At 67.0% G+C, this 12,003-nt stretch carries 11 protein-coding genes and 1 pseudogene; 9 read left to right on the top strand and 3 right to left on the bottom strand.

Going from position 1 to position 12,003, the window contains the following annotated elements; translation table 11 throughout:
- The first annotated feature begins 18 nt into the window (after positions 1-18).
- From cyoB to ACSFBE_RS05390, 6 genes are read left to right on the top strand one after another with little or no spacing between them, the layout of a single operon-like run.
- The gene (gene cyoB, locus ACSFBE_RS05415) at positions 19-2,022 is read left to right on the top strand and encodes a cytochrome o ubiquinol oxidase subunit I (protein WP_435489349.1); all 2,004 of its coding nucleotides are present in this window, start codon (positions 19-21) and stop codon (positions 2,020-2,022) included.
- Entirely contained in the window at positions 2,015-2,656 is a 642-nt protein-coding gene (gene cyoC, locus ACSFBE_RS05410; protein ID WP_435489348.1) for a cytochrome o ubiquinol oxidase subunit III, read from the top strand. Before cyoB ends, cyoC begins: the two co-directional genes overlap by 8 nt.
- Complete coding sequence (gene cyoD / locus ACSFBE_RS05405) at positions 2,653-3,054, top strand: cytochrome o ubiquinol oxidase subunit IV (RefSeq protein WP_435489347.1); 402 nt, start codon at positions 2,653-2,655, stop codon at positions 3,052-3,054. Before cyoC ends, cyoD begins: the two co-directional genes overlap by 4 nt.
- Complete coding sequence (locus ACSFBE_RS05400) at positions 3,051-3,866, top strand: SURF1 family protein (protein ID WP_435489346.1); 816 nt, start codon at positions 3,051-3,053, stop codon at positions 3,864-3,866. The genes cyoD and ACSFBE_RS05400 overlap by 4 nt, the downstream gene beginning before the upstream one ends.
- A complete protein-coding gene (locus tag ACSFBE_RS05395; protein ID WP_435489345.1) occupies positions 3,850-5,199 on the top strand; it encodes an ATP-binding protein in 1,350 nt (449 codons plus the stop codon). Before ACSFBE_RS05400 ends, ACSFBE_RS05395 begins: the two co-directional genes overlap by 17 nt.
- The gene (locus ACSFBE_RS05390) at positions 5,189-5,746 is read left to right on the top strand and encodes a response regulator transcription factor (RefSeq protein ID WP_435489344.1); all 558 of its coding nucleotides are present in this window, start codon (positions 5,189-5,191) and stop codon (positions 5,744-5,746) included. Before ACSFBE_RS05395 ends, ACSFBE_RS05390 begins: the two co-directional genes overlap by 11 nt.
- 28 nt (positions 5,747-5,774) lie before the next feature.
- Here the strand turns inward: ACSFBE_RS05390 and ACSFBE_RS05385 are convergent, their stop codons facing one another.
- Both ACSFBE_RS05385 and ACSFBE_RS05380 read right to left on the bottom strand, forming a co-directional pair.
- On the bottom strand, positions 5,775-7,298 hold the full coding sequence (locus ACSFBE_RS05385; protein WP_435489343.1) for an amidase: 1,524 nt from the start codon (positions 7,296-7,298) through the stop codon (positions 5,775-5,777).
- 5 nt (positions 7,299-7,303) lie between these two features.
- A complete protein-coding gene (locus ACSFBE_RS05380) occupies positions 7,304-8,302 on the bottom strand; it encodes a Bug family tripartite tricarboxylate transporter substrate binding protein (RefSeq protein WP_435489342.1) in 999 nt (332 codons plus the stop codon).
- Positions 8,303-8,412: 110 nt separating this feature from the next.
- Between ACSFBE_RS05380 and ACSFBE_RS05375 the strand changes: the two are divergent.
- The 3 genes and pseudogenes from ACSFBE_RS05375 (at position 8,413) to ACSFBE_RS05365 (ending at position 11,217) form a co-directional block, all read left to right on the top strand.
- Positions 8,413-9,326, top strand: a pseudogene (locus ACSFBE_RS05375) (LysR family transcriptional regulator).
- Positions 9,327-9,458: 132 nt separating this feature from the next.
- Complete coding sequence (locus ACSFBE_RS05370) at positions 9,459-10,703, top strand: NAD(P)/FAD-dependent oxidoreductase (RefSeq protein ID WP_435489341.1); 1,245 nt, start codon at positions 9,459-9,461, stop codon at positions 10,701-10,703.
- 157 nt (positions 10,704-10,860) lie between these two features.
- On the top strand, positions 10,861-11,217 hold the full coding sequence (locus tag ACSFBE_RS05365; RefSeq protein ID WP_435489340.1) for an HU family DNA-binding protein: 357 nt from the start codon (positions 10,861-10,863) through the stop codon (positions 11,215-11,217).
- 80 nt (positions 11,218-11,297) lie between these two features.
- On the opposite strand, the gene ACSFBE_RS05360 is transcribed toward ACSFBE_RS05365, so the two are convergent.
- On the bottom strand, positions 11,298-11,969 hold the full coding sequence (locus ACSFBE_RS05360) for a glutathione S-transferase family protein (protein ID WP_435489339.1): 672 nt from the start codon (positions 11,967-11,969) through the stop codon (positions 11,298-11,300).
- Positions 11,970-12,003 lie beyond the last annotated feature (34 nt).

The raw sequence follows: 12,003 nt of genomic DNA, 5'->3' as shown, positions 1-12,003 counted from the left end.
TTGTTTTCCCGGATCTCCATGTTCGAATCACTCGACCTCACGAAGCTCATCTTCGGCAAACTCAGCTGGGAAGCCATCCCGCTGCACGACCCGATCCTCCTGGCGACCTTCGCGGCCGTCGCGCTCGGCGGCATCGGCCTGTTGGCCGCGCTCACCTACTTCAAGGTGTGGGGCGTGCTGTGGCGCGACTGGTTCACCAGCATCGACCACAAGAAGATCGGGATCATGTACATGATCCTCGGCATCGTCATGCTGCTGCGCGGCTTCGCCGACGCCATCATGATGCGGCTGCACCAGGCGATGGCCTTCGGCGACAACCAGGGCTTCCTGCCGCCGCACCACTACGACCAGATCTTCACCGCCCACGGCGTGATCATGATCTTCTTCGTCGCCATGCCGCTGGTGACGGGCCTGATGAACTACGTGGTGCCGCTGCAGATCGGCGCGCGCGACGTGGCCTTCCCCTTCCTCAACAACTTCAGCTTCTGGATGACCGCCAGCGGCGCCGTGCTGGTGATGGCTTCGCTCTTCGTGGGCGAGTTCGCGCGCACCGGCTGGCTGGCCTACCCGCCGCTCTCGGGCATCCTGCACAGCCCCGACGTCGGGGTCGACTACTACATCTGGTCGCTGCAGATCGCAGGGGTCGGCACGCTGCTTTCGGGCATCAACCTGCTCGCGACCATCGTGAAGATGCGCGCGCCCGGCATGGGCCTGATGAAGATGCCGGTGTTCACCTGGACGTCGCTCTGCACCAACGTGCTGATCGTGGCCGCCTTCCCGGTGCTGACCGCGGTGCTCGCGCTGCTGTCGCTCGACCGCTACGTCGGCACGAACTTCTTCACCAACGATTTCGGCGGCAACGCCATGATGTACGTGAACCTGATCTGGATCTGGGGCCACCCCGAGGTCTACATCCTGATCCTGCCGCTGTTCGGCGTGTTCTCCGAAATCGTCTCGACCTTCTCGGGCAAGCGCCTGTTTGGCTACGCGTCGATGGTCTACGCCACGGTGGTGATCACCATCCTGTCGTACCTGGTGTGGCTGCACCACTTCTTCACGATGGGCTCGGGCGCCAGCGTCAATTCCTTCTTCGGCATCACGACCATGATCATCTCGATCCCGACCGGGGCGAAGATCTTCAACTGGCTCTTCACGATGTACCGCGGCCGCATCCGCTTCGAAGTGCCGATGCTCTGGACCATCGGCTTCATGGTCACCTTCGTGATCGGCGGCATGACGGGCGTGCTGCTGGCCGTGCCGCCGGCCGACTTCGTTCTGCACAACAGCCTGTTCCTGATCGCCCACTTCCACAACGTGATCATCGGCGGCGTGCTGTTCGGCCTCATGGCCGGCATCAACTACTGGTTCCCGAAGGCCTTCGGCTACAAGCTCGATGCGTTCTGGGGAAAGATGTCCTTCTGGTTCTGGTTGATCGGCTTCTGGATGGCCTTCATGCCGCTGTACATCCTCGGCCTGATGGGCGTCACGCGCCGCGTGAGCCATTTCGAGGACATGTCGCTGCAGATCTGGTTCCAGATCGCCGCCTTCGGCGCCTTCCTCATCGCGCTGGGCATCGCGTCCTTCCTGATCCAGCTGGTGGTGAGCTACCGCCGCCGCGAATCGCTGCGTGACTTCACGGGGGACCCGTGGAACGGCCGCACGCTGGAATGGTCGACCTCGTCACCGCCGCCGGCCTACAACTTCGCGTTCACGCCGGTCATCCATGACAACGACGCCTGGTCGGACATGAAGCAACGGGGCTACGAGCGTCCGCTGCAGGGCTTCCGCCCGATCCACATGCCCAAGAACACCTGGGCGGGCATTGTGCTGGCCGGCCTGAGCACCGTCTTCGGCTTCGCGATGATCTGGCACATGTGGCCGCTGGCCGTGCTCAGTTTCGTGTTGCTGATCGGCACCGCCATCTTCCATACCTTCAACTACAAGCGCGACTACCACATCGATGCGGACGAAGTCATCCGCACCGAAGGCGCCCGCACTCGTCTCCTTGCCAGCCATGTCTGATACCGCCGCCACCCTGCATTCGGGCGACGTCCACGCGCCCGACAACCAGCGCTTCTACGTCCCTGGCGACCACCATCCGGAGAACGGCACGCTGCTGGGCTTCTGGCTCTACCTGATGAGCGACTGCCTCATCTTCGCCTGCCTGTTCGCGGTGCATGCGGTGGTGGGCCGCAGCTACGCGGCGGGCCCCTCGGGCGCCGACCTGTTCGACCTGCCGCTGGTCGCGCTCAACACCTCGATGCTGCTGCTGTCGTCGATCACCTATGGCTTCGCCATGATCGCGATGCAGAAGAAGCAGATCAGGCAAGTGCTCGTGTGGCTGGCGATCACCGGCCTGTTCGGTGCGGCCTTCATCGGGCTGGAGCTGTACGAGTTCCACCACCTGATCCATGAAGGCGCGGTGCCGCAGCGCAGCGCCTTCCTGTCGTCCTTCTTCACGCTGGTCGGCACCCACGGCCTGCACGTCACCTTCGGCATCATCTGGCTGGTCACGCTGATGGTGCAGGTGTCGCGCCATGGCCTCACCATGGAAAATCGCCGCCGTCTGATGTGCCTGTCGATGTTCTGGCACTTCCTGGACGTGGTCTGGATCGGCGTCTTCACCTTTGTCTATCTGATGGGAGTGCTGCCATGAGCGCAGGTCACGACACGCACGGCCACGACAGCCACGGCCACGACGGCGATCACCACGAAGATGCGGGCGTGCCGCACAGCACCCTCAAGGGCTACAGCATCGGCTTCATCCTGTCGGTCATCCTCACGGTCATCCCGTTCTGGCTGGTGATGGGCAAGGTGTTCGAGAGCTCGAGCACCACCGCCTTCGTCATCCTCGGCTTCGCTGCGGTCCAGATCGTGGTGCACATGATCTATTTCCTGCACATGAACACCAAGGTCGAAGGCGGCTGGTCGATGCTGGCGCTGATCTTCACGCTGGTGCTCGTGGTGATTACGCTGGCCGGCTCCTTGTGGGTGATGTACCACCTCAACTACAACATGATGCCGTCGCTGCACGACATGAAGAACATGCCTTGAGCTTGCACCCGCAAGCCGACCCGGCCGCAGAACGCGGCCCGCGCTCCGCGGCCGTCCTGGCCGCGTTGGCGTTTCTGGCGCTTCTCGTTTTCTGCGGCTTCGTCGCCCTGGGCATCTGGCAGGTCGAGCGCCGCGCCTGGAAGCTCGACCTGATCGAGCGCGTCGCCCAGCGCATTCACGCCGCGCCGGTCGATGCACCGGCGCAGGCTGCGTGGCCCCAGGTCGATGCCAACCACGACGAATACCGCCGCGTCCGGGTCGTCGGCGCCTTCCTGCACGACCGCGAGACGCTGGTGCAGGCCTCCACGGCCATCGGCACTGGCTTCTGGGTGCTCACGCCGCTGCGTGTCGCCGATGGCAGCCTGGTGATGGTCAACCGCGGTTTCGTCCCGCCGGAGCAACGCGACCCCGCCTCGCGCGGCGGGGTGCCGATCGGCACCGTGACTGTCACCGGCTTCCTGCGCATGAGTGAGCGCAACGGCTTCTTCCCGCGGGGCAACGACCCGATCGCCAACCGCTGGTTCTCGCGCGAGCTGCCAGCCATCGCGGCGGCGCGCGGGCTCGGCACCGTGGCGCCGTACTTTGTCGACGCCGACGCCGGCCCGCCCGAGACCTGGCCGGTCGGCGGGCTCACCGTCATCGCATTCCCCAACAGCCACTTCGTCTACGCCGTGACCTGGTTCGGGCTGGCCTTGATGGTGGCGCTGGCCGCTGCCTACGTCGCGCGCGAAGAGCGCCGGCTGCGGCGCCGCCACATTGGGGAGAATGCCCGCTCCATCGATTCCGAAAGCAAGGATGCTGCGCAAGACTGAGGCCCCGGCGGGTTTGCCCGGCATGTGGCCCGCCGACAACCTCGGGGCCGAGCCGGGTGACCGGACCGGGCTGAAGAACATGCAGCAGCTGATCCAGCTGCGCTGGCTGGCCGTGTTCGGCCAGATCGTCACCATCGAGGTGGTGCACTACGGCTTTCGCATTCCGCTGCCGCTGGAGCAGATGCTGCTCGTGCTGGCTGCCCTGATGGCCTTCAACGTCGCGAGCCTGCTGCGTTGGCGTACCGGGCGCGAGGCAAGCAACACCGAGCTCTTCGTCGCGATGCTGGTCGACGTGGCCATCCTCACGGCGCAGCTGTACCTGAGCGGCGGCACCACCAACCCCTTCGTTTCGCTCTACCTGCTGCAGGTGATTCTCGGGGCGGTGTTGCTCGAGGCCTGGTCGAGCGCCACGCTGGTCGTGATCACCGGCCTGTGCCTGACCGGCCTCGCGCTCTTCTCGCGGCCACTGGCGCTTCCGCTCGACCACGGCCGCGGCCTGGCGAGCCCGTACATCCAGGGCATGGTGCTGTGCTTCGCGCTCAACGCGTCGTTGCTGCTGGTCTTCATCACGCGCATCAACGCCAACCTGCGTGCGCGCGACGCGCGGCTGGCCGGCCTGCGGCAGCGCGCGGCGGAAGAAGAACACATCGTGCGCATGGGGCTGCTCGCCTCGGGGGCCGCGCACGAGCTCGGCACGCCGCTGGCCACGCTGTCGGTAATCCTCGGCGACTGGAAGCGCATGCCCGAATTCACCTCGAACCCCGAGCTGCTGCAGGAAGTCGACGAAATGCAGGCGCAGCTCAAGCGCTGCAAGACCATCGTCAGCGGCATCCTGCTGTCGGCGGGCGAGGCGCGCGGGGAATCGTCTGCCGCGACCACGGTCATCACCTTCCTCGACGGCCTGGCGCAGGAGTGGCGCGACAGCCGTCCGGTGGTTTCCTTCGTCTACGAAAACCACTTCGGCCCCGACCTGCCCATGGTCTCCGACTCGGCGCTGAAGCAGACGATCCACAACGTCCTCGACAATGCGCTGGAGGCATCGCCGAAGCGGGTGGAGATGCGGGTCGAACGGCTCGACGAGCACCTGGTGGTCACGGTGACCGACGCCGGCACCGGTTTCGCGCCGCACATGCTCCCTCAGCTGGGCAAGCCCTACCAGTCGAGCAAGGGGCGCCCGGGCGGCGGGCTGGGGCTGTTCCTGGTCGTCAATGTGCTGCGCACGCTCGGCGGCAACGTGACGGCGCACAACCTCGCCGAAGGCGGCGCGCGGGTGCGCATCTCGCTGCCGCTGTCTGCCGTCATCCTGGAAGAAGAGGAACCGAATGCAAGTTGATCCCGAGGCGGTGCCCGCGCGCCGGCTGCTGATCGTCGAGGACGACGCGGCCTTCGCACGCACGCTCGGCCGCTCCTTCGAGCGGCGCGGCTACGCCGTGGTGCATGCGGCCAGCCTCGAAGACATGGACGCACTGTTGCGGGCCGCCGATTCGCCCGGCTATGCGGTGGTCGACCTGAAGCTCGGCGGCGAGGCCTCGGGCCTGGCCTGCGTGCAGCGCCTGCATGCGCACGACGCCGACATGCTGATCGTGGTGCTGACCGGTTTCGCGAGCATCGCGACGGCGGTCGAGGCGATCAAGCTGGGTGCCTGCCATTACCTCGCGAAGCCGTCGAACACCGACGACATCGAGGCCGCTTTCGGTCGCGCCGAGGGCACGACGCAGGTCGTGCTCACCAATCGCTCGACGTCGATCAAGACGCTCGAATGGGAGCGCATCCACGAGACCCTGGCCGAGACGGGCTTCAACATTTCCGAGACTGCGCGCCGCCTGGGCATGCATCGCCGCACGCTGGCGCGCAAGCTCGGCAAGCAGCAGGTGAAGTAGCGCGCACCGCGGCGCGCGTGCCGCCGGCTCAGACGGCGGAGATGGCGTGCGATGCGCAGTCGCTGCCGTCGATCACCGGCGGCGCAGTCACGATGGACCGCAGCGCCGGCTCCACCATCGACGCCCGCAGCTTCACCAGGTCCGGCCGCGGCCGTCGCAGTTCGGGGATGGCCGCGAAGGCCTGTTCCATCGCATGCGACGCGCCGAGCACCTGCGCGTCGGCGCGGAAGCCGCCCACGACCTGCAGGCCGAAGGGCATGCCGCGGTGGTCGATGCCGCAGGGCAGGGCCATCGCGGGGTTGGTCGCGAGCGTGACGACGTAGGTCAGCGCGAGCCAGCGGTAGTAGTTCTCCTGCGGCTCGCCGTTGATGGTGTCGGCGTACATCTGCGTCCACGGGAAGGGCGACACCGGCGTGGTGGGCGAGAGCACCAGGTCGTACTCGGCGAAGGTGCGCTGGAAGCGGGCGATGAGCCGGGTCTGCTCGGCCTGTGCCCAGGCGGCGTCGGGCAGTGACATGCGCGCGCCCATCTCGTAGTTGGCGCGCGAGTTGGGGCCGAGGCTGGCCGGGTCCTTCTGGTAGGCGGCCTGCAGGCCGGCGACGAAGGATTCGGCGCGCAGCACGTCGAAGCAGCGGTGCGCCTCGCCGAGGTCGAAGCTCACCTCGTCGCAGCGCGCGAACAGGTGCTTCATCGCAGCGATCTTCTGGCGGAAGGTGGCGCGGATGTCGTCGTCGACGGCGCAGGTGCCGAAGTCTTCGGTGAAGGCCACGCGCAGGCGGCTCAGGTCGATGTCCTGCGGCTTCAGGAAGGCCAGCGGATCGAGCGGATAGCTCAGCGGGTCGCCCGCATGCATGCCGGCCGAGGCGGCCATCTGCAGGCAGGCGTCTTCCACGCTGCGGCCCATGGGGCCGACGACCGAGATGGGCGTCCAGCCCAGCAGCTTGCGCACGCTCGGCACCACGCCGGGCGAAGGGCGGAAGCCGACCACGCCGCACTTGGCGGCGGGAATTCGCAGCGAGCCGCCGGTGTCGGAGCCGGTGCACAGCGGCAGCATGTCGCAGGCCAGCGCCGCGGCCGAGCCGCCCGAGGAACCGCCGGCGTTGAGGTTCGGGTCGAAGGGGTTGCCCGTCGCGCCCCACACCACGTTGCGCGAATTCGCGCCCGCACCCATCTCGGGCACGTTGGTCTTGCCGGCGACGATGGCGCCGGCCTGGCGCAGCCGCGCGACCAGCACGATGTCTTCGTCGGGCACATGCGCGCGGTAGATCGGCGAGCCCCAGGTGGTTAGCAGGCCGGCGGTTGGTTCGAGGTCCTTCACGCCCAGCGGCAGGCCGTGCAGCAGGCCGAGCGGCTCGCCGGCCAGCACCGCGTGTTCGGCGGCCTTGGCTTCGCCACGCGCGCGCTCGAAGGCGGTGGCGGTGACGGCGTTGACGTGCGGGTTGAGGTCTTCGATGCGCGCGATGCAGGCATCGAGCAGTTCGACGGGGGAGATCGCCTTGCGGCCGATCAGTCGGCGGAGTTCGACGGCGGAGGTCTCGACGAGTTCGCTCATGGCCCTCAATCCGCCGTGATGTTGGCGCGCACCGCCAGGGCACGCATCACCGGCAGTTCGCGGTTGATCAGCGCGGCGGAGGCGGCCGCGTTGCTGTAGGCGGGTTCGAAGCCCTGGGCGACCAGCTTGGCGCGGGTGTCGGCGTCGGCCATGGTGGTGGCCAGCGCCTTCTCGAGCTTGGCCTTGACGTCGGCCGGCAGGCCCTTCGGCGCGGCCAGGATGAGCCAGGTGTCCATGTCGATGTCCGGGTAGCCGCTCTCGGCCATCGTCGGCACGTTGGGCAGCAGGGCGGAGCGCTTGGCCGCCGTCACCGCGATGGCCTTGATCTTGCCGCTCTTGAGCTGCGGAATGGCCGCCGACACGGTGTCGACGCTGAACGGGATCTGCCCGCCCATCAGGTCGGTCATGGCCGGCGCGCTGCCCTTGTAGGGCACGTGCGTCATCTTCAGGCCGGCGGCGTACAGCACGGTTTCGCCGGCGAACTGCGCCGTGGTGCCGCTGCCGTAGGAGCCGTAGGCGTACTTGCCGGGCGAGGCCTTCACGTAGTCGACGAACTGCTTGACCGTGGTGACCGGCACGTCCTTGTTGGCCAGCAGGATCAGGCTGGTGCGGCCGGTGATGCCGATCGGGTCGAAGCTCTTCACCGGGTCGTAGGGCAGGTTGTTGCGGATGGCCGGGTTCACCGTGAAGGTGGTGCCCGAGCTCACCAGCAGCGTGTAGCCGTCGGCCGCCGCCTTGGCTACGTAGGTCGCGCCGATGACGGTGCCGGCACCGGCGCGGTTCTCCACCACCACCGGCTGGCCCAGCTCCTGGCCCAGGCGCAGGCCGATCACGCGGCCGAGCACGTCGGTGGCGCCGCCCGGCGGGAAGGGGATCACCAGCGTGATCGGCTTGCTCGGATAGTCGGCCGCGAAGGCGGCGCACGGCGCTGCCAGGGCGGCCACAACGGTGACAGCGAGGCAGCCGGCGGTCGCAAGGCGGGTGAGGGCGGTGGAGGCGTTCATGGGCTCATGCTAGGCCCCGGCATCGCTTGCAACAAGCGCCATGTTTAGAATATTCGATTGCCGAAATGGCAATCGACTCACGCTGCATTTTCCCCCGGACGAAAGCACCCATGGCCCCGCATGTCCTGCAAGAGACCGCGGTCCGCTACTTCCTCGAAGTGGTGAAGGCGGGCTCGATCAAGGATGCCGCGGCCAAGCTGAACGTCGCGCCCTCCGCGGTGAGCCGGCAGGTGGCCCGGCTCGAAAGCGAACTCGACACGCTGCTGTTCGAACGTCGCGCGCGGGGCATGGTGCCCAACGCCGCCGGCGAACTGCTCGCTGCGCATGCCAAGCGCACCCAGCAGGACATCGAGCGCGTGACCGGCGACATCTCGGCGCTGCGCGGGCTGCGCAGCGGCCATGTGCGGGTGGCGAGCGCCGAGGGCTTCGCCTTCGATTTCATCCCCACGCTGATCGCGCGCTTCCGCGAGCGCTACACCGGCATCCGCTTCCACCTGGAGGTGTGCGCGCAGAGCGAGGTCGCTCGGCGCATCCGCGACGGCGAGGCCGACGTCGGCCTCACGCTCAGCGGGCTGCCGAGGTCGGCATCAAGCTGGCGCTGCGTCATCCGAGCCCGATCCTCGCGGTGATGGCGGCCGACCATCCGCTGGCCGGGCAGCGCCAGCTGTCGTTGAGCCAGGTGGTGGCCTATCCGCTCGCGCTGCCGTTGAAGAACAGCTCGGTGCGGCAACTGCTCGACATCAGCTGCAGTCGCCAGGGCCTGCATTACGACGTGGCGCTGTCGAGCAATCATGCCGATGCGCTGGTGAGCTTCGCGGCGGCCGGCGGCGGCGGCATCGCCTTCTATGGTGAGTTGTCGATCCGCACCCGCCTGCTGGCCGGCGCGATGGTCGCCGTCCCGCTGCGCGACCGCGAGATGAACGAGCGCTACCTCGAGGTCGAGACCCTCGCCGGGCGGCCGCTGCCCGAGGCGGGCAAGGCCTTCGTTCAGTACCTGACGGAAGCCATCCAGGCCGGGCGGTAGGGCGCAGCGATTGCCGGAACGGCAATCGAGCCTTCGATTAATTGCTGCCGCCGGCTTCGTCGCCGCTGGCGTCGGCGGGCACAATCCTCACGGCCCCGGACGGGCTGTCACTTCTCGGAATACGCCTCTCGCATGAAGAACACTCCCACCCTCGTGCTCGGGGCCGGCATGGTCGGCCTCGGCACGGCGCTGGCGCTGCAGCAGCGCGGCCACGATGTCACGCTGGTCGATCGCAAGCCGCCCGGCCGGGAAACCTCCTATGGCAATGCCGGGATCATCCAGCGCGAGGCGGTCGAGCCCTATGCCTTTCCGCGCAGTTGGCACACCCTGCTGCGTGTGGCGACCGGCCGCAGCAACGACGTCCACTACCACCTCGGCGCCATGGGCGCGCTGCTGTCGCCGCTGCTGCGCTACTGGATGGCCTCCGCGCCGGCACGCTATGCCGTCATTGCCGAGGCCTACGGCAAGCTGGTCGAGCACTGCATCGATACGCACCGGCCCTTGATCGCCGATGCCGGCGCCGACGACCTGGTGAGCCGCCTGGGCTGGCGGCAGGTCTACCGCAACCCGGCCGACTTCGAAGCTGCGGCCGTCGCGGCGCGCCGGCTCGCGCAGCGCAGCGGGCTCGACTGCACGGTGCTCGATGGCCCCGCACTGGCGGCCGCCGAGCCCGCGCTGCGCCAAGCGCTTGCGGGGGCCGTCCACTGGCGCGACCCGTGGTCGATCAGCGACCCGGGGGAACTCGTCGCGCGCTATGGCCAGCTCTTTGTGCGCCGAGGCGGGCGCTTCGCGCATGGCGATGCGGCGACGTTGCGCCAGCAATCGGCGGGCTGGTCGGTCCAGACCGATGACGGGCCCGTGCAGGCCGAACGCGCCGTCGTCGCCCTCGGCCCTTGGGCCGACACGCTGACGCGCCAGCTCGGCTACCGGCTGCCGCTCTTCGTCAAGCGCGGCTACCACCGTCACTATGCGACGCCGGTGCGGCTGCGGACGCCGATGCTCGACGTCGACAACGGCGTGATGCTGGCGCCGATGGCGCTCGGCCTGCGCCTCACCACCGGCGCCGAGTTCGCGCGCATCGATGCACCCCCGACGCCGGTGCAGCTGCAGCATGCGGAGCGCAGCACCCAGGCCCTGATCGCGCTCGGCGCGCCGGTCGAAGCCACGCCCTGGCTGGGCGCGCGTCCGTGCACCGTCGACATGAAGCCGATCATCGGCCCGGCGCCCCGCCACAACGGGCTGTGGTTCAACTTCGGCCATGCCCACCAGGGCTTCACCCTCGGCCCCGCCACCGGCCGCCTGCTGGCCGAACTGATGGATGGCGAGACGCCCTTCATCGAGCCGGCACCGTACCTGCCGAGCCGCTTCGGCGGCTGAACGCAAGGCGTCGTGCGGAGGGCGCCAGCGCGCGGCCTTCTGGCAGGCACGGCTCGACGTCTCGGGGCTCGGCTACACTCCGCGCCGCTTGCAGCCAGTCTCTTGGCTGCGGTGCCAGGGACATCCCTGGCGAATCACTTTTTCCAAGGACATTGAATTGAACCGCATCGAACTCGTCGAAAAGATCACCACCGCCCACGGCGTCAGCAAGGCTGAAGCCGCGCGCATCCTGGAAACCGTCACCGGTTCCATCATCCAGGCGGTGAAGAAGGGCGACCCGGTGCAGATCGTCGGTTTCGGCACCTTCAAGCAAGTCGCACGCGCGGCCCGCACCGGCCAGAACCCGAGCACCGGCGAGAAGATCAAGATCGCAGCGGCCAAGCTGCCGAAGTTCGTGCCGGGCACCGCGTTCAAGGCGGCCGTGGATCCGAAGGCCGCCAAGCGCAAGGCCGACAAGGCCGCCGCCAAGCCGGCTGCCAAGAAGAGCGCGCCTGCCAAGAAGGCCAAGAAGTAAGCTGCGGCCCACCGCAGAAGGAAAGCGGCCTGCGGGCCGCTTTTTTTTGTTCCGGAGGAGCGCCTCTTGGATGCTCGTTCTTAAATAATGATTGCCTGATGCTGACGGAGGTGCTGATAAAGACGATCCTGGTAATTCGCTGCTACAGCCAAGCTGACGCTTTTACGTCCTGCCAGAGCAGCCCTCCATGCAAGGACCCGTGTAAGGCCGTCAAAAATTGGCTTTGGAATTGCTGGTTCGAGCAAATCGAAATATCGGAAAAGAGGCGCGTACACCGCATCGACCATGCCAAACTCAGACCCCGCGAAGAAGGGGCCTTGGTCGACCTTGCTCTCGAGTTGTTCTAGCCGTGCTCGTAAGTCTTTCTGCTTGGCCTCGGCGGTGTCGCGATCCTTTGCGTTGACGAATTGCCAAACAACGGCAAGCGTCGCCGTACCAAATTCAATCCATGCCCGGTGATGCGCGCGGGTTATGGGGTCAGCGGGATAGAGGTCGGCGCCACCCTGTGTCTCCTCAAGATATTCGCAGATGGCGACGCTCTCGAAAAGTATCGCATCTTTCCCATTCGACTGTTTGATCTTGAGTAAAGGCACTTTGCCCGTCGGAGAAATTTCCAGGAACCAATCCGGTTTGGCAGAAAGATCGACATTGATCCTGTCGAAGAGAATAGCTTTCTCTAAAAGCACGATCGCCGCCCGTTGAACGAACGGACAAAGAGGATGGCTTATGAGCGTGAGGGCTGCGTTTGGCATGGTGCTTTCTTATTGAGTCGGTCGCAATGCCGCG

The sequence above is a fragment of the Variovorax sucrosi genome (genome assembly GCF_051216635.1).
Classification (GTDB): domain Bacteria; phylum Pseudomonadota; class Gammaproteobacteria; order Burkholderiales; family Burkholderiaceae_C; genus Variovorax.
The sequence above is the reverse complement of the archived record's forward strand: the minus strand, read 5'-3'. Positions and strand labels throughout refer to the sequence as shown.

Bases quoted from the DNA above. Each gene is read 5' to 3' on its own strand.
- cyoC (WP_435489348.1), top strand. From the start codon at position 2,015: ATGTCTGATACCGCCGCCACCCTGCATTCGGGCGACGTCCACGCGCCC.
- cyoB (WP_435489349.1), top strand. From the start codon at position 19: ATGTTCGAATCACTCGACCTCACGAAGCTCATCTTCGGCAAACTCAGC.
- ACSFBE_RS05390 (WP_435489344.1), top strand. From the start codon at position 5,189: ATGCAAGTTGATCCCGAGGCGGTGCCCGCGCGCCGGCTGCTGATCGTC.
- ACSFBE_RS05385 (WP_435489343.1), bottom strand. From the start codon at position 7,298: ATGAGCGAACTCGTCGAGACCTCCGCCGTCGAACTCCGCCGACTGATC.
- ACSFBE_RS05360 (WP_435489339.1), bottom strand. From the start codon at position 11,969: ATGCCAAACGCAGCCCTCACGCTCATAAGCCATCCTCTTTGTCCGTTC.
- ACSFBE_RS05370 (WP_435489341.1), top strand. From the start codon at position 9,459: ATGAAGAACACTCCCACCCTCGTGCTCGGGGCCGGCATGGTCGGCCTC.
- ACSFBE_RS05395 (WP_435489345.1), top strand. From the start codon at position 3,850: ATGCTGCGCAAGACTGAGGCCCCGGCGGGTTTGCCCGGCATGTGGCCC.
- ACSFBE_RS05380 (WP_435489342.1), bottom strand. From the start codon at position 8,302: ATGAACGCCTCCACCGCCCTCACCCGCCTTGCGACCGCCGGCTGCCTC.
- cyoD (WP_435489347.1), top strand. From the start codon at position 2,653: ATGAGCGCAGGTCACGACACGCACGGCCACGACAGCCACGGCCACGAC.